Annotated in this window: 10 protein-coding genes; 8 read left to right on the top strand and 2 right to left on the bottom strand. The window is 65.4% G+C overall.

Going from position 1 to position 17612, the window contains the following annotated elements; all coding sequences use genetic code 11:
* Positions 1-166 precede the first annotated feature (166 nt).
* From recC to GQA94_RS01820, 4 genes are all read left to right on the top strand, one after another.
* The gene (recC, locus tag GQA94_RS01835; protein WP_158186463.1) at positions 167-3433 is read left to right on the top strand and encodes an exodeoxyribonuclease V subunit gamma; all 3267 of its coding nucleotides are present in this window, start codon (positions 167-169) and stop codon (positions 3431-3433) included.
* Positions 3430-6975, top strand: coding sequence for an exodeoxyribonuclease V subunit beta (recB, locus tag GQA94_RS01830; protein ID WP_158186462.1), 3546 nt, complete (start codon positions 3430-3432; stop codon positions 6973-6975). The genes recC and recB overlap by 4 nt, the downstream gene beginning before the upstream one ends.
* A gap of 67 nt (positions 6976-7042) precedes the next feature.
* The gene (gene recD / locus GQA94_RS01825; RefSeq protein WP_158186461.1) at positions 7043-8893 is read left to right on the top strand and encodes an exodeoxyribonuclease V subunit alpha; all 1851 of its coding nucleotides are present in this window, start codon (positions 7043-7045) and stop codon (positions 8891-8893) included.
* A 120-nt stretch (positions 8894-9013) separates the two neighbouring features.
* The gene (locus GQA94_RS01820; protein ID WP_158186460.1) at positions 9014-9466 is read left to right on the top strand and encodes a hypothetical protein; all 453 of its coding nucleotides are present in this window, start codon (positions 9014-9016) and stop codon (positions 9464-9466) included.
* Here GQA94_RS01820 and GQA94_RS01815 read toward each other — a convergent pair.
* Positions 9463-10377, bottom strand: coding sequence for an AEC family transporter (locus GQA94_RS01815; RefSeq protein WP_158186459.1), 915 nt, complete (start codon positions 10375-10377; stop codon positions 9463-9465). The two genes, GQA94_RS01820 and GQA94_RS01815, sit on opposite strands and share 4 nt — an antisense overlap.
* Before the next feature lie 172 nt (positions 10378-10549).
* Between GQA94_RS01815 and GQA94_RS01810 the strand changes: the two genes are divergently transcribed.
* Positions 10550-11746: a GGDEF domain-containing protein gene (locus GQA94_RS01810; RefSeq protein WP_158186458.1), complete on the top strand. Its 1197-nt coding sequence runs from the start codon at positions 10550-10552 to the stop codon at positions 11744-11746.
* Positions 11747-11758: 12 nt separating this feature from the next.
* Here GQA94_RS01810 and GQA94_RS01805 read toward each other — a convergent pair whose 3' ends face one another.
* Complete coding sequence (locus tag GQA94_RS01805; protein ID WP_158186457.1) at positions 11759-12160, bottom strand: acyl-CoA thioesterase; 402 nt, start codon at positions 12158-12160, stop codon at positions 11759-11761.
* A 221-nt stretch (positions 12161-12381) separates the two neighbouring features.
* Between GQA94_RS01805 and GQA94_RS01800 the strand changes: the two genes are divergently transcribed.
* The 3 genes from GQA94_RS01800 (at position 12382) to pstA (ending at position 17585) form a co-directional block, all read left to right on the top strand.
* Positions 12382-13347 (top strand): PstS family phosphate ABC transporter substrate-binding protein, encoded by a 966-nt coding sequence (locus tag GQA94_RS01800; RefSeq protein WP_158186456.1) that lies wholly within the window; start codon positions 12382-12384, stop codon positions 13345-13347.
* 215 nt (positions 13348-13562) lie between these two features.
* Positions 13563-15839: an ABC transporter permease subunit gene (locus tag GQA94_RS01795; RefSeq protein WP_158186455.1), complete on the top strand. Its 2277-nt coding sequence runs from the start codon at positions 13563-13565 to the stop codon at positions 15837-15839.
* A gap of 75 nt (positions 15840-15914) precedes the next feature.
* A complete protein-coding gene (gene pstA, locus GQA94_RS01790; RefSeq protein ID WP_158186454.1) occupies positions 15915-17585 on the top strand; it encodes a phosphate ABC transporter permease PstA in 1671 nt (556 codons plus the stop codon).
* The last annotated feature ends 27 nt before the right edge of the window (positions 17586-17612 follow it).

Raw genomic sequence — 17612 nt, 5'->3', positions numbered from 1 at the left:
GCCGGATATCCGGTTGACCCTGCGGCAGTTGGCCCGTTCACGAAAACGTCATCTGAGGCCGCGACACAAGCGGTCGCACCGTCGTAGCAAACTCGCCGGTGCCGCTCGCCCGTCGTGCAGGTGGCCTGTAACCTAGTCGCTTCACTTCACTCAACGCGGGTTGCCCATGCTGAGCCTTTACCACGCACCTGACCTGGAAACCCTTGGCGAACTGGCGACCACCTTGCTCGCCCAGCCGCTCGGCGATCCTTTCGCGCCCGCGCAGGTGGTGGTGCCGAGTCAGGGCATGGGCCGCTGGTTGACGCTCGAACTGGCGCGCAAGCAGGGCATCGCGATGCAACTGGATATGCAGTTGCCGGCGAAATTCGTCTGGGACCTGAGTCGTACGGTGCTGGGCAGCTTGCCGGAGCAGTCGGCGTTTTCGCCGTCGACCCTGACCTGGCGCCTCTACGGCTGGCTGTGCGAGCCGGCCAACCTGACGCAAGCGCCGCGCCTGGCGCAATACCTGGACGGCGGTGACGAGCGCCGCAGGCTTTCGCTGGCCGCGAAGATCGCCGATACCTTCGACCAATATCTGCTGTATCGCGACGACTGGCTGGCTGCCTGGGAGCGCGGCGAGACGCTCGACCTCGGGCCGGACGAGCCCTGGCAGGCGCTGCTCTGGCGCGAATTGACCAAAGACGGCCATCCGCACCGGGCACGCCTGCTGGGCGATCTGCTGCAGCGGCTCTATGGCGACGCGCCGTTGTCCGGGCTGCCCGAACGCTTGCTGGTGTTCGGCATCAGCAGCCTGCCGCCACACCATCTGCGCGTATTGGAGGGATTGGCGCGGCACACCGAGGTGGTGATCTGCGCGCTCAACCCGAGCCGCGAAGCCTGGGGTGAAATTCGTGACGTCCGGGAGCTGGCGCGACAGTCTTCCGGCCCGGACGATTGGTATCTGGACGTCGGTCATCCACTGCTGGCGAGCCTGGGCAAACAAGGCCGCGACTTCTTCGATTCGCTGTTCAGCCTCACCTCGAACGAAGGCAGCCAGGAAATCGGCCTGTATTCCGAGGATGACGACCTGCGCGACGACAGCCTGCTGCACGCGCTGCAGAACGACATCCTGCGGCTGCGCACCCGTCGGCCAGAGGAGCGCATGGAACTGGCCGAAGACGACCGCTCGCTGGAAGTGCACATCGCTCACTCGCCGCTGCGCGAGGTAGAAATCCTTCACGATCAACTGCTTGCCCGCTTTGCCGCAGACGCGACGCTGACGCCGGATCAGGTCGTGGTCCTGACGCCCGATATCGAGCGCTATGCACCCTTCATCGAAGCCGTATTTGCCAGCCGCGAAGGCGTGCCGCGAATTCCCTACAGCCTGGCCGACCGCAGCCTGCGCGCCGAACTGCCGCTGATCGAAGCCTTTCTCGAACTGCTGATGCTGGCGCAGAGCCGCTTCGCTGCCGAAGAAATTCTCGCCTGGCTGGAACAACCCGCCATTGCCCGTCGCGCCGGCATCGAGAACGAAGACCTGCCGTTGCTGCGCGACTGGCTGCGCGAAGCCGGTGTGCGCTGGGGTCGCGATGGCAGCCAGCGCGCTCGCCTCGGCTTGCCTGACGAATCGGCGTTTACCTGGCGACAGGGGCTGGATCGCCTGTTGCTGGGCTTTGCGGCGCCACCGCAACTGGCCGGCGACGCCGCACCCCTGCTGGGCGAGCATTGGCCGTTGGATGCGCTGGAAGGCGCACGCGGCCAGCTGCTGGGGCGGCTGGCGGAGTTCGTCGAACGCCTCGGTAATCTGGCCGACCAGCTGGCGCGGCCTCGTCCGTTGACCGAGTGGGCAAACGATCTGCAACTGCTGATCGATACCCTGTTCGATGAGCGCGAGGCCGGCGAAACGCTGCTGCTGCTCTCCCAGGCGTGCGCCGCGTTGCGTGAGCAGGCGCAAGCGTCTGGCCTGACGCGCCCCATCGAGCTGGAGCTGGTGCATCAGCAACTCAGTGCGACGTTGCAGCAGGGCAGCGGTGCGTCCGGGTTTCTCACCGGCGCGGTGACCTTCTGCACCATGGTGCCGATGCGCAGCCTGCCCTTTCGCGTGGTCTGTCTGCTGGGCCTGGATGACGGTGCGTTTCCACGTCGAACGCCGCCGTCCGGCTTCGACCTGATTGGCCGCCACCCACGGCGCGGCGACCGGGCGCGACGGCTGGACGATCGCTACCTGTTGCTTGAAACGCTGCTGTCCGCCCGTGGCGCGCTGTACCTGTCCTATGTCGGGCGCGACCCGCGCGACAACGCCGTATTGCCACCCTCGGTGCTGCTCAGCGAGGTGCTGGAAGCGGTCGACATGACCGCTGTGCTGACGGATGCGAGCGGCAAGCCCAGCGAGCGCATTCTCATCGCTCATCCGCTGCAACCGTTCGCGCCGGGTAATTTTGCCCGCGCGACCTGTGCCGGCTTCTCGCTGCCCTGGTTTCGCGCCGCGCAGCGCCTGGCGCAGCCCCCGGAGCCGGCGCCGAGACCCTTTGCCAGCCGGCTGGACGACCCCGATGAGGCCTGGCTGACCCTGGAGCCGTCGCAACTGTTGCAGTGCTTCCGTCATCCGGCGCGTTTCCTGCTGGAGCAGCGCCTCGGCCTGCGCCTGGCCGACGCTCAGGAGGCACTCGCCGGCGACGAGCCTTTCGAGTTGGAAATGCCGGCCTGGAACGGCCTGCGGCGGCTCTCGCTGCAAGCGCTGGAGCACGGCTGGAGCGACGATGAAGAACGCCGCATGGCCTGTGCGGCGGGCTGGTTGCCAGCGGGTGAGCTGGGCCAGGCGTTATGGGGCAAGCTGCGCGGGCCGGTGCGGGCCTTCGCGCCGCGACTGTTCGAGAACCGTCCGGAAGAGGTGCCGCAGCCCTTGCCCGTCGATATCACCCTGGCGGGTGTGCGCGTGCATGGCTGGCTCGACGGTGTGACGTCGGGCGGTCTGTTCGGCTGGAAACTGGGACGCCTGGGCGAATGGGATCTGCCGCCGTTCTGGTTGCGTCACCTGCTGCTCAACCTGTCTGCCACGGCGGGCATCGAGCGCAACAGCCTGATGCTCTCGCCAGCGGGCGACTGGCAGTTGGGACCGCTGGCGAACGCTGCGCAACTGCTCGAACCCTGGCTCGCCGCCTATCGTTGCGCGATCCGTGAGCCGCTGCCGTTGCTGCCTCGCAGCAGTCATGCCTTCGCCAAGGGCTACCGCCGACCGGCGCGCGGCAGCGAGCCGCTCGACTGCGCCCGCAAGCGCGCCCGCGAAGCCTGGCTCGGCGCTGAATTCAGCCCCATCGCCGCCGAGGCTGAAGACCCCTGGAATGCCTTGGCCTTTCGCGACCGCGATCCCCTGGACGAACGTTTCGAAGCCCTGGCCGAACAACTCATGGGGCCGGCTCTGGATGCGCTGGATGACGAGGAGCAAGACGCATGAAGCTCGACCTGCTCGATTCACCCTTCGACGGTCGTTCACTGATCGAGGCCAGTGCCGGCACCGGCAAGACCTGGACACTCACGGCGCTCTACGCCCGGCTATTGCTGGAGCGGCAACTGTCGGTGGGGCAGATCCTCGTGGTTACCTACACCACCGCCGCCACGGCGGAACTGCGCGAACGCATCCGCGCACGGCTGGCGGATCTCCTGGCGGTCTACGACGGCGCGCCGAGTGATGACGCGTTTCTCAACCGCCTTCATGCCCGCTTCCCGGACGAGGCGTCTCGGCGGCGCCTGCTGCTCGCCGTGCATGGCTTCGACGAGGCGGCGATCTTCACGATCCACGGCTTTTGCCAGCGTGCGCTGCAGGATGCGGCGTTCGAGGCCGGTGGCGATTTCGACAGCGAGCTGACCGCCGATGACCGCGAAATCATCGACGCGCTGCTCGCCGACGCCTGGCGTAACGAACTGGCCAGCGCCGATCCGGCCTGGGCACGCCTGCTCGCCAAGAGCCGCATCACGCCGGTGTGGCTGCGCCAACGGTTGCGCAGCCATCTGGGCAAACCCTATCTGCGCATAGAACCGCAGGCGTTGCCGGCGCCAACGGATCTGTCCGCGACCGAGGCCGCCTGGCGGCACGCCGCGTCGCTGTGGCAGGCGACCGGCCCGGCCTGGACCGCCGAGTTGTTTGCCCATGAAGGCCTCAACCAGAGCACGCACAAGCGCATCAAGTTCGAGGTTTGGCACAACGAACTCGATGCCTACTTCGCCGATCCTGCGGTCATGTTCGATCTACCGGAGGGTGTGACGAAATTCGGCGTGCGAGCCTTGCACAAGGCTTGCAAGAAGGGCTTCGACGCGCCGGTCTGCGAGTTGGCCCACGCGCTCGATGCGCTGGCTGAGCGGGTGTCCGAGGCGCTGCCGGCGGGCAAGCAGCGGTTGATTGCGTTGCAGGTCGCGCTGCTCGAACGGCTCAACCGCGAGCTACCGGCGCGCAAGGCGGCGCAGCGACTGCTGGCTTTCGACGACCTGCTCAATCAGCTCGTTCAGGCGCTTCAGGGGCCGGTTGGCGACGACCTGGCGGCCTCGTTGCGTACCACTTACCCGTTGGCGCTGATCGACGAGTTCCAGGACACCGACCCGATCCAGTACGCCATTTTCGACCGCATCTATACCAAGGGCGGCGATGCCTCGCTGTGCTTTGTCGGCGATCCGAAACAGGCGATCTATGCCTTCCGGGGCGCGGATCTGGCGACCTACATCACGGCCCGTCAGCAGGCCGACCGGCCTTACAATCTGCCGACCAACTACCGCTCGACGCCCGCGCTGATCGACGCGCTGAATCGCCTGTTCACGCATCCGCAGCCATTCGCTCAGCACGACCTTCAATACCCGCCCGTGGGAGCGGCTGATAAACCACGGGCCAACCTGCGCCTGGTCGAGGAGACGGTGGCCGCGCCGTTGTCGCTGGTCTGGCTCGACGATGAGGCGCTGGGCAAGGGCGAAGCTGCACAGGTGGCCGCCAGCGACACTGCACGGCGTATTGCCCTGCAACTGGCGGCTGCCGCCGAAGGCCGTGCCGGATTCGACATGAATGGCCAGTTCACGCCTCTCAAGGGCGGCGATATCGCCGTGCTGGTGGCTAACCATCGACAGGCAGGAATGATCGCCGAGGAGCTGTCCGCCCGAGGTGTGCCCAGCGTGCGTCGGGGGCGCGACAGTGTCTGGCGCAGCGAAGAGGCCACCGAACTGGCGGCGGTACTTGCCGCTTATGCCGAGCCTGGCCGCGAAGGGTTGTTGCGTTACGCCCTGGCCACGCGGTTGCTGGGCCGCAGCGCCGCCGATCTGGCCCGCTGCCAGGACGATCAACAGCAGTGGGATGCCGAGCGTGAGGCGGCCGAGCGTTATCACCAGCTCTGGCAACAGCAGGGGTTCATGCGGGTATTTCGCGCCTGGCTCGATGAGCAGGGCATCGCCGAGCGGCTGCTGGCGCGGGTCGATGGAGAGCGCCGGCTGACCAACCTGCTGCACCTGGGCGAACTGTTGCAGGCGGAAAGCCTGCTGCGTCCGGGGCTCGAGCCGTTGCTCGCATGGTTCAACGCCCAGCGCGGCAGCGAAGGCGCGGGCGAGGAAGCGTTGCTGCGCCTGGAAAGCGACGCCGAGCGGGTACAGATCGTTACCATCCACACCAGCAAGGGACTCGAATACCCGCTAGTGTTCTGTCCCTTTCTGTGGGACGGCAAGCTGCTGGGCAAGAACCGCGACAGCGCGCGCTGCCACGATGAAAACGGACAACCGCTGCTGGACCTGGGCAGTGCCGAACTGGCGGAAAACCTCGAACGTGCTCGGCAGGAAGTGTTCGCCGAACAGTTGCGTCTGGCCTATGTCGCGCTGACTCGCGCACGTGATCGAATCTGGCTGCATTGGGGGCCGGTCAATCTGCCCAAGGCCAAGAAAGACGGCAGTCTGCCGGAGGAGGGACTGCACAGCAGTGCCCTCGCCTGGCTGCTGCACGGACGCGAGCTGCCCGGCGATGAGCCACTTGCCGAACTCGGCCATCATCTGGCCGACCTGAATGGCGCCAGCCTGCGCACGGCCATCGAGCGTCTGGTCGAACACAGCGCGGGCAGCATGGCCTGCCTGCCGCTCGAACCGCGTGAAGCCTGCGCGCAAGGTCAGGGACGTGCGTTGCCCCCGCAGCAGTTGTCGTCGCTCAACCGCAGCCTGCACAGCGCCTGGCGTATCGGCAGTTTCTCCGGCCTGGCAGCGGGTATGCACATGGAAGCGCCGGACCGCGACGCCCTGGCGATGCCGGACGCCGGCGAGCCGGGAAGTGGATTCTTCGCCTTCCCGCGTGGCGCGCGCGCCGGTACGTGCCTGCACGCCATCCTCGAAGACTGGGCGCGTGGCAAGGGCGCGCTGGCGGCGCTGGTCGAGCCGGCGTTGCAGGCGCATGGACTGCCGTTGGAGTGGACAGAAATCGCCGGCCAGCATTTGCAGCGGGTGCTGGACACCGATCTGAATGGCGGCGGCCTGACCCTTGCGGCCCTGCAATCGAGCAGGCGCTTGCCCGAACTGGGCTTCACTTTCCCGATACAGGATCTCGATGTCGTGCCCCTGCGCAAGCTGCTGAGCGATCCGGCCAATGGCCTTGCCGCACCCTTGCGCGAGGCTGCCGGGCGGTTGGAATTCGACAGCCTGAAGGGGTTTCTCAAAGGCTTCATCGACCTGACCTTCGAGCACGAGGGGCGCTGGTACATCGCCGATTACAAGTCCAACTGGCTCGGCCCGGACGCCAGTTACTACGGCGGCGAACGGCTGTTGCAGGCGCTCGCCGGCGAACACTACTACCTGCAATACCTGATCTATCTGGTCGCCCTGCGACGCTTCCTGCGCCAGCGCCTGGCCGATTTCACCGATGAGCGGCTGGGCGGCGCCTTCTACCTGTTCCTGCGAGGCATGCCCGAGGCTGGCGTCTATTTCGCCCGGCCCGACGATAGCCTGCTCGACGCGCTGGACCGACTGTTCGAGGAGGGCCGCTGATGCGCCGTTACGTCATGCCGCCACGCACTGCCGGCAAGCTGCCCCTGACGTGCACAAGGACCCGCTCATGAGCCTGCTGGAACTGCCCCTCGGTCCGCTCGAACGCGCCTTTATCGCCAGCCTGCACCGCCTCGAGCCGCAGGCGCCCGAGGCGGTGCTGCTGGCCGGCGCCCTGTGCTGCGAAGCGCTGGCCAGCGGCGACGTCTGCCTGTCGCTGGCACGCCTGGCTGGCAAGCGTCCATGGCCGGACCTCGCGTTCAGCCTGCCGCCGCTCGACACCTGGCGCGCACAACTGGCGGCATCGTCACTGATCGGCGTTCCGGGCGACTATGCGCCGCTGATCCTCGACGGCGACCGCCTCTATCTGGCGCGCTATCACGCGTATGAGCAGCAATTGGCCGAACAGCTGCTGGCGCGCGCCGCCGATGTGCCGGTAATCGACGAGGCGCAGCTGAGCGAAAGCCTGACGCGCCTGTTCGCCTTCAATCAGCAGAGTCCTGACTGGCAGCGGCTGGCGGCGGCGCAGGCGGTACGACGGCGCCTGGCAGTGATTTCCGGCGGCCCCGGTACCGGTAAGACGACCACCGTGGTGCGCTTGCTCGCCGCCTTGCTTGAGCAGCCTGAGGGCGCGCGGCTCGCCATCGGCCTCGCCGCGCCTACGGGCAAGGCCGCGGCGCGCATGGCTGAAGCGATCCGCAACGCCAAGGCCGACCTGCCGGTCAGCGAGGCGGTGAAGGATGCGCTGCCGGACGAGGCGCGAACGTTGCACCGTCTGCTCGGCAGCCGCGGCGACAGCCCGAGGGTGCGTCACGATGCGGCCAATCCGTTGCCTCTGGATGTCCTGGTCGTGGACGAGGCATCCATGGTCGATCTGGCGTTGATGGCCAAGCTGGTCGCCGCATTGCCCCCCAAGGCGCGATTGATTCTGCTGGGCGACAAGGACCAGCTTGCGGCGGTGGAAGCCGGCGCGGTCTTTGCCGAGCTGTGCGAGGGACGGGGTTTCGATGAGCAGGCCGCGAGCGATCTGCAGCGCATCACCGGCCAGCGCGTAGCGACGCAAACGCCGCGTTCCCGACTAGGCGATGCGGTGGTGCTGCTCACTCACAGTCATCGCTTCGCGGGGGACAGTGGCATCGGTGAGCTGGCGCGACGGATCAATGGCGGTGACGCCCGGGGTTCGGTGACCTTGCTTCAGGAAGGTCGCGCCGACCTGGCGTGGAATGCGGCTCCCGCTCCGACCGCGCTCATCGAACGGCTGGAGCACGGTTATGCAGCCTATCTGCAGGCGGCGCGGCAGGCCGACCCGGCAGCGGCGTTTGGCGCCTTCAATGGGTTCCGTGCGCTGACGGCTCAGCGTGAAGGCGCCTTTGGCGTCACCGGCATCAACGAAGCACTGGAGGCACGTCTCAAGCGCCGCCTCGCCGTGCCTGCCCGCGAGCGCTGGTATCCCGGTCGCGCGGTGATGGTGCGGCAGAACGACTACGCATTGGGCCTGTTCAATGGCGATATCGGACTGTGCCTGAAAACCGCGCAGGGCCTGCGGGTGTTCTTCGAGGGTGACGAAGGCTATCGCGGCTTCGCTCCGGCGCGTCTGCCGAGCCATGACAGCGCCTTCGCCATGACCGTGCACAAGAGCCAGGGCTCGGAGTTCGCCGAAGTGTTGCTGGCATTGCCCGAGCAGCCGAGCCCGTTGTTGACCCGTGCGATGTTCTATACCGGTATCACCCGTGCCAAGCGAAAGGTCGAGATCTGGGCGCTGCCGGCGCGTCTGGCCGACGCGGTGACGACCCGGGCCGAGCGGGCGGCGGGGCTGGCCGAGCGCCTGGCCGTAACGGATCGGGTGTCGGCGATGGTCGAGCGAGCCCCGGGCCCTGCGAAATCCCCCGAGCCGCCAGGTGATCAGTTAAGCCTGTTCTGATGGCTCGATTGCGGTTGTCAGCCACACGCACTGCGCATTTCCGTGAAGCGGTTGTGCGTATGAGCGGTTGAAATCTGTTCCGATGCGCCTCTGCCAAAAACAAGACAATCGGGACAACCGATGAAAAAACTCTTCTTCGTTACCTGGGGTGTGTTCAGCTTGCTGCTGGCGGGCGCTGCAATCCACAGCGTCTGGCTGACGCCTTCGCTTGCCAGCGGTGTCTTCCTGCTGTTGGTGGGCTATTACGCATTCTGCTTCTTTGAATTGATTCGCGCCGCCTTTCAGCCATGGGGCTTGCTCGGACCGCGTCGGCGCTGCGGATACTGGGTATGCCTGATCCTGCTGCCGTTGGCCCTTGTTCCGTTGAAATCCGCCTACCAGGTGTGGGAGCGGGGCGCGTATGTGATCGGGCCCGATGCGTCCGTTGGCCTGGGCGACTCGTTCATCCTCAAGCTGCTGGTCTGGCTGCAGGAGCTGCTCGGCTACATCGGTCCGCTGATGGCACTGCTGGCGATCGGGCTCGGCGTGGCACTGGTGCTGCTGCGCCTGCTGCGCAGCCAGGTGGCTCGCTAGGCCTGGCCATTCATCAGGGTCAGTACCAGTGGCAGGCTGGCCGCGGCGAGCAGCGTTTGCAGGGTGATGATGCCGGCCATCAGATGGCTGTCGCCACCGAGCTGGCGGGTCAGGACGTAGGCGGTTGGCGCCGTGGGCAGGGCGAAAAACAGCACCAGGATGGTCGATTCCATGGCGGGCAGATCGACGACCCGAGCCACTGCGAAGGCGAGCAACGGCACCACCAGAAGGCGAATTGCGCTGTTCCAGCCGAGCGCGGGAATCTCACCGCCGAGTTCCCGCGGCTTGAGCGCGGCCCCGACACAGAGCAAACCCAGCGGCAGGCTCGCGGCGGCGAGCAGGCCCAGCAGGCGGTCAGTGCCGCCGGGTAAACCGAGGCCTGAGAGGTTCACCAGGGCGCCGGCCAGGCAGGCGAGAATCAGCGGGTTCTTCACGATCGGCAATAGCAGCGAACGTACGCTGACACCGCGCTCGGCAGTCAGCGCCCAGACCGACATCACGTTTACCGCAGGTACCATAAGCGCCAGCATCAGCGCCGCCAGCGCCAGGCCTTCCTTGCCGAACAGACTGCCGACCGCGGCGAGTCCCAGGTAGGTATTGAAGCGCAGCGCGCCCTGGGCGAACGCCCCGAAGCGAGCGGCCGGCCAGCCGCGTACACGCTTGACCAGCAGCAATCCTGCCCACGCCAGGCCAAGCCCGAGCATGACCGCAGCGGCCAGGCGTGGCAGCGCGGGATTGCCCAACGGCGCGGTGGCCAGGCTGCTGAACAGCAGCGCCGGAAACAGCACGAAATAGTTGATCCGCTCCGCGCCCGGCCAGAAGGCCTCGCTGGGAAACTCACGCAAGCGCAAAAAATAGCCGGCAACGATCAGGGCGAACAATGGCCAGAGGGCGAGCAGGAGGGTGGTCACGCGAGAACATCCAACAGTCCAGGTGCCCAGATAGTGGAGCGTTGCGCCGGTCCTCGCAACCCGGACGGCGCATCCGAGCGCCACGAAACGGTGCTGGCACGCGTTCATCGGGAAAACGGGTGGAGTGATGTCTAAGTGATATCATTGGAGCGCCTGCACATGAGCGATGCCAATGCACACCCTAGAACTACAGTCCGCCGAGGATTTCCGGGACACGCCCTGTGGCAAGCAACTGCTCGGCGGTTTCCGCGGTCTGGTGTTCGTGCCCGAGCTGGAGCGTGAATTCCGTCGCTATCTGGGATACCAGGCACGTCTGTCGCAAGCGCTGGGCGCCTGTCTGCTGTTGATGGTGGTGGGTGGCTATTTCTATGTAGAGCAACGGCTGTTCGTCCATTCCGATCCCCAGTGGCTGCACGAACTGACGTTGTTGCGCCTGCTGCAGATGGTGCCGGGTATCGCCATTCTGGCCATGACGGTGTTTCACAAGCGGGTGCGGATGATTTCCAACCGACTGTTCCCGCTGCTGCTGGTGATGGTCGGCACCGTTGCCGCGCGTATCGACATCCAGTACGAAATGACGCAACCGGACCTGGCGTTCCGGTATGGCGCCGGGCTGTTGATCGTCTGCTCGTTCTTTTTTCTCGGTATCACCTTCTGGCGCGCCTTGCTCAGTGCGGCCTCGATCGTGCTGTTCGATATCCTGATCGCCGCGATCATCCTCTCGCCCAGCGAAATGCAGGTGCACTGGATTTCGGTCAGCTATTACCTGTTGCTGCTGATCATCGGTGCGATCAGCCGGTACGTTCATGAGTATTCGCAGCGTGAGCAGTTCCTGGTGCGCCAGTTGCTTGGCTGGGTCGCGCAGCATGATTCGCTGACCGGCCTGGCCAACCGTCGCAGTTTCGACACCGCGTTGAAGCAGACGCTTTTGCAGGCGCGTCGTGACGGTCAACCGCTGACGCTGCTGCTGCTCGATCTGGACAACTTCAAGGCTTACAACGACAGCCTCGGGCACCCGGCCGGCGATGCGCTGATCCGAGTCTTCGGCGAGGTGCTGGGGCGTTTTTCGCGGCGGCCGATGGACCTGGCGGCGCGGGTGGGCGGCGAGGAGTTTGCGTTACTGCTGTTCGACTGCGATGCACAGGCCGCGCAAACCATTGCCCGGCAAATCCTCTCGGCGCTCGCCGAGCGCGCCGTGCCGCATCCGGCACCGGTCCAGGGCCGTTACGTCACGACCAGCATCGGAATCGTCATGTGGCAGCCGGGCCAGACCGCCGACCAGCTCTATCACGCCGCCGATGCGGCGCTCTATCGCGCCAAGCAGGCCGGCAAGAACCGCTATGCGCTGAGTCCCGCGCCAGCCGCGTGAACCCCGCGCCGCTCAGCGTCGAGGCGTGACCGGACGGGTGCGGCCGCTGCCGTCGATGGCGACAAAGACGAATACCGCCTCGGTGACCTTGCGCCATTCGCTGGACAGCGGGTCGTCGCTCCAGACTTCGACCAGCATGCGAATCGAGCTGCGTCCGACTTCCAGCGTCTGGGTATAGAAGGACAACTGAGCGCCCACCGCCACCGGCACCATGAAGGCCATGCGGTCGATCGACACCGTTGCCACCCGGCCGGCAGCGACGCGGCTGGCCATGGCGGTTCCGGCCAGGTCCATCTGGGAGACCAGCCAACCACCGAAGATGTCGCCGAAGCCGTTGGTTTCGCGCGGCAGGGCTGTCAGCTGCAGGGCCAGATCGCCCTGCGGGATTGGGTCTTCCTGTTCGTATTCGTTCATCGGGTCGGACTCGCGGCGCGATTGAAGTTCTTGCGCGAAAACCCGCGGTAGTGCGGGCCGGAGCCGAGTATAGCGGCTGTATCCAGCGGCAGCGACCGCCACCGAACAAAGTTCCGGGTCGTCACCAGATTGTCACATTGTCTTCATAGAGTGTTCACACGGCCTGCAGACAATGGCCCCCGTTCCAACACACACGAGCACACCCCTGCTAGGAGCAAGGTATGACACTGAATCGTTTGATGGCGGCCCTGACTTTCGTAGCCGCTGGCGTTGGCGCTGCCAACGCAGTTGCGGCCGTTGACCCGGCGCTGCCGGCCTATGAGAAAACGTCCGGCGTATCCGGCAACCTGTCCAGCGTTGGTTCCGACTCACTGGCCAACCTGATGACCCTGTGGGCTGAAGACTTCAAGCGTAGCTACCCTAACGTCAATATTCAGATTCAGGCCGCCGGTTCCTCCACCGCGCCGCCGGCGCTGACCGAAGGTACCGCCAACCTCGGCCCGATGAGCCGTCCGATGAAGGACAACGAAATCCAGGCCTTCGAAGAGAAGTATGGCTACAAGCCGACCGAAGTCCCGGTCGCCATCGATGCCCTGGCCGTGTTCGTACACAAGGACAACCCGATCGAGAGCCTGGATATCGAACAGGTCGACGCGATCTTCTCCAGCACCCGTCTTTGCGGCGGCGCGCAGGACATCAAGACCTGGGGTGACCTGGGCCTGACCGGCGAGTGGGCGAGCAAGCCGATTCAGTTGTTCGGTCGTAACTCGGTGTCCGGCACCTACGGCTACTTCAAGGAAGAAGCGCTGTGCAAGGGCGACTTCAAGCCTAACGTGAACGAGCAGCCGGGCTCCGCTTCGGTGGTGCAGTCGATTTCCAGCACCCTGAACGCCATTGGCTACTCGGGTATCGGCTACAAGACCTCCAGCGTGCGCGCGGTGCCGCTGTCCAAGGGTGGCGAAGCCTTCGAGGCCAACGAAGAAAACGCCCTGGCTGGCAAGTTCCCGCTGGCTCGCTTCTTCTACGTGTACGTCAACAAGGCGCCGAACAAGCCGCTGAGCCCGATCGACGCCGAGTTCCTCAAGCTGGTGCTCTCCAAGCAGGGTCAGGAAGTCGTGGTCAAGGACGGCTACATCCCGCTGCCGAAGAAAGTCGTCGACAAGACGCTGAAGGACCTCGGTCTGTAAGACCCGATGCCGGTCTCGCGGCGCCTGCCGCGAGCCCAGCAGGACGCCCGCCACGCCTCATCGCGCTGGTGGGCGTCGTCGCGTCACCTGACTGTAATTTTTCTGTCATACAGCTCGATTAGATTAGGCGCCCGACCGGCCCTCGGCAGCCAGGGAACGACTCGCGCCAGAAGGGCGCAGCAGTTTTGACGGCCTGAGTGGCCAGGAACCTTCGCATGAACGATATAGAGACCATGAGCGCGAATTCCGATGTGCAACGGCTGGACTTCAATACCCCGGCCCTGCAACGCAAGCGCCGCATCCGCGCGCTGAAAGACAACCTGGCGCGCTGGTACGTCTCCATCGGTGGCCTCGCCGTGCTGGGCGCGATCACCTTGATCTTCTTCTATCTCGGCCAGGTCGTTGCGCCCATGTTCCAGGGCGCCGAACTGGAGGCGCGTGAGGCACAGCAGCCGGCCTGGCTGGCCGAAGCGGGCGAGCCTTTGCTGCTGGCGATGGAAGAGCAGAACCAGGTCGCGATGCGGCTGGATGCTGACGGCCAGGTCCGTTTCTTCAGCCTCTCGACCGGCCAATCGCTGCGCACGGTCGAATTGCCGCTGCCGACCGGTAGCCGGATCGTCTCGGTCGGCCAGGATACCCCCGGCAATCGCCGGATCGTGCTCGGCCTGGACAATGGCCAGGTCCTGGTAGCCGAACACAACTACAAGGTCAGCTATCCGGATGGCAAGAAGACCATCACCCCGCAGTTGGACTACCCGTTCGGTCAGGAACCGCTGCAGCTCGATCCGCAGGGGCGCCCTGTCGCGCACGCCGCGATCAGCGTGAACGGCAAGACGCTGATGGTCGCTGGCGCCACCGATGGGGCGCTGCAGGCGTTGCGGATCGCTACGAGCGAAAACCTGCTGACCGGCGAAACCAGCCTGGAGCAGGAGCGTATGGACCTGCCGCAGCTCTCCGAGCCGATCAAGGCGCTGCGCATCGATCCGCGACATATGTGGTTGTTCGCCGTGAGTGGTCGCGCCAGCGTGGACGTCTTCGATCTGCGCCGCAAGCAGCTCAACGGACGCTACAAGCTGCTGGGTGGCAACGGCGAGATCACCACGGTCGCCGCACTGCTTGGCGGCATCTCGCTGATGGTCGGCGACTCGACCGGAGGCATCGGCCAATGGTTCATGGTGCGCGGCAGTGACGGCCAGGCCGAGCTGAAGAACGTGCGCAGCTTCCAGCTGGCCGGCCAGCCGATCACCCAGATTCTTCCGGAGGAGCGCCGCAAGGGTTTCCTGGCGCTCGATGGCGCCGGTACTCTGGGTATTTTCCACAGCACCGCACACCGCACGCTGCTGACCGAACAGGTCGCCGACGGCGCTGCGGTCGCCGCTCTGTCGCCACGTGCCACGCGGCTGCTGGTGGAGTCCGGCGACCAGTTGCAGCGTTTCGTGATCGACAACCCGCACCCGGAAATTTCCTGGAGTGCCCTCTGGGGCAAGGTCTGGTACGAAAGCTATCCCGAGCCTGACTATGTGTGGCAGTCGACCTCGGCAACGGGCGACTTCGAGCCCAAGCTGAGCCTGTCCCCGCTGGCGTTCGGTACCCTCAAGGCCGCCTTCTACGCCATGCTGCTGGCGGCCCCGCTGGCGATCTGCGCGGCGTTCTACACGGCCTACTTCATGGCGCCGTCGCTGCGTCGCAAGGTCAAGCCGGTCATCGAGCTGATGGAAGCATTGCCGACGGTGATCCTCGGTTTCTTCGCCGGCCTGTTCCTCGCGCCCTATCTGGAGAACCACCTGCCGGGCATCTTCAGCCTGCTGCTGCTGATGCCGGTGGGCATCCTGCTGGCGAGCTGGTGCTGGAGCCGGCTGCCGGAAAACATCCGCCTCAGCGTGCCGGATGGCTGGGAAGCCATGTTGCTGATTCCGGTGATTCTGGCGGTGGGCTGGGGTTCCCTGGCGGTCAGCGGTTATCTGGAGAACTGGTTCTTCGGCGGTGACATGCGCCTGTGGCTGTCCAATGAAATGGGTATTCCCTTCGATCAGCGCAACGCCCTGGTGATTGGCCTGGCGATGGGCTTCGCGGTGATCCCGACGATCTATTCGATCGCCGAGGACGCCGTATTCAGCGTGCCCAAAAGCCTCACGCTGGGTTCGCTGGCGCTGGGCGCGACGCCCTGGCAGACGCTGACCCGCGTGGTGCTGCTGACGGCAAGTCCTGGAATCTTCTCGGCGCTGATGATCGGCATGGGCCGCGCCGTGGGTGAAACCATGATCGTGCTGATGGCCACCGGTAACACCCCGATCATGGAAGCCAACATCTTCGAGGGCATGCGCACCCTGGCGGCCAACGTGGCGGTGGAAATGCCCGAATCGGAAGTGGGCAGTACCCATTACCGCGTGCTGTTCCTCGCCGCGATGGTGTTGCTGATGTTCACCTTCGTGATGAACACGCTGGCCGAGCTGATTCGCCAGCGCCTGCGGCGCAAGTACGCGAGCCTGTAACTCAAGGCTGCCTGCGGGCGGCCAAGGACGCAGCCGATGACGGCTGCGACAAGATTTCGACAAAGGTATCGATCCGTGAAAAAGGATTCGCTGAAAACCTGGATCAAGAGCGGCACCCCCTGGGTCTGGATGAACGCCGGCGCGGTGTCCATCGCCGTGATCATGACCCTCGGGCTGCTGGCCGTCATCGCCGTGCGCGGGCTGGAGCACTTCTGGCCGGCGGACGTGATCGTCGCCGACTATCAAGTGCCCGGCGCGTCGCCTCGGGTCATGGCGGGTGAAGTGGTGCAGGCCGAAGAAGTGCCGCGTGCCCGTCTGGCTGCCAGCGGCCTGCCAGTGGATGTCGAGGGCGGCGAGTTCATGACCCGTGAACTGCTCAAGGTCGGTAACCGCGAAGTGTATGGCGCGGACTTTTCCTGGGTCGTCGGCGAGTGGCTGAGCAACCCGCGCACACCGGCCAATCTGGTCGCCCTGGAGCGCCGCGAGTGGGGCAACTTCTATGGCGAACTGCTGAACGTCAAGGAGAGCGGGCAACTGGTTGCCGAGGGCGATGCCGCCTGGGCCGAGCTGCAGCGGCGAATCGATCGTATCGATGATCTGCATGCCCAGATCGCCCGGCTGGAAAAGGTCGATATCGGTCGTATCAATCATGGTCTCGAGCGCCTGCGCCTGAAGACCCGCAAGCTGGAACTCGACGACCGGCTCGACGCCGCGGCCCAGGCCGACCTGGATGCCGAGCGTGCGCAGTGGGACGCCGAGTACCGGACGCTCGAAGGCGAGTTGTCGGCGCTCTACCAGGGCTTCAACCGCGACAGCATCACCATGCGCACCATGCACGGCCAGGAAAAGGAAATCACCCTCGGCAAGATCGTGCGGGCCTATCGCCCGAATGCCATGTCCACGGTCGACAAGCTGGGCTTCTATTTTGCCAAGGTCTGGGAATTCGTCAGCGACGAGCCGCGTGAGGCAAACACCGAGGGCGGTATCTTCCCGGCCATCTTCGGCACCGTGCTGATGACCATCATCATGGCCGTGATCGTCACCCCGTTCGGCGTGATCGCCGCGGTCTATCTGCGCGAATACGCCAAGCAGGGCGTGCTGACGCGCATCATCCGGATCGCGGTGAACAACCTGGCGGGCGTGCCCTCGATCGTCTACGGCGTGTTCGGCCTGGGCTTCTTCGTCTACGTGCTGGGTGGCTCGCTCGACCGCATCTTCTACCCCGAAGCGGCGCCGGCGCCGGTGTTCGGTACGCCGGGCCTGATGTGGGCGTCGCTCACCTTGGCGATCCTCACCCTGCCGGTGGTGATCGTCGCGACCGAGGAAGGCCTGGCGCGCATCCCGCGAATGATCCGCGAAGGCTCCCTGGCGCTGGGCGCGACCAAGTCGGAAACGCTCTGGAAGGTGGTGCTGCCGATGGCCAGCCCGGCGATGATGACCGGCCTGATTCTGGCCGTGGCGCGTGCCGCGGGCGAGGTCGCGCCGCTGATGCTGGTCGGCGTGGTGAAGCTGGCGCCGAGCCTGCCGCTCAATGGCAATTACCCCTATCTGCACCTTGATCAGAAGATCATGCACCTGGGCTTTCATATCTACGATGTCGGCTTCCAGAGCCCCAATGTCGAGGCCGCGCGACCGCTGGTCTATGCAACCGCACTGCTGCTGGTACTGGTGATCGCGACGCTGAATCTGAGTGCCGTCATCATTCGTAACCATCTGCGCGAAAAATACAAAGCGCTGGATCATTGAGTCCGAGCCGCTGCGAACGGAGTGAGC

It is taken from the genome of Stutzerimonas stutzeri (assembly GCF_009789555.1).
GTDB classification, from domain to species: Bacteria; Pseudomonadota; Gammaproteobacteria; order Pseudomonadales; family Pseudomonadaceae; genus Stutzerimonas; species Stutzerimonas stutzeri_R.
This window is presented reverse-complemented; position numbering and strand designations above follow the sequence as displayed.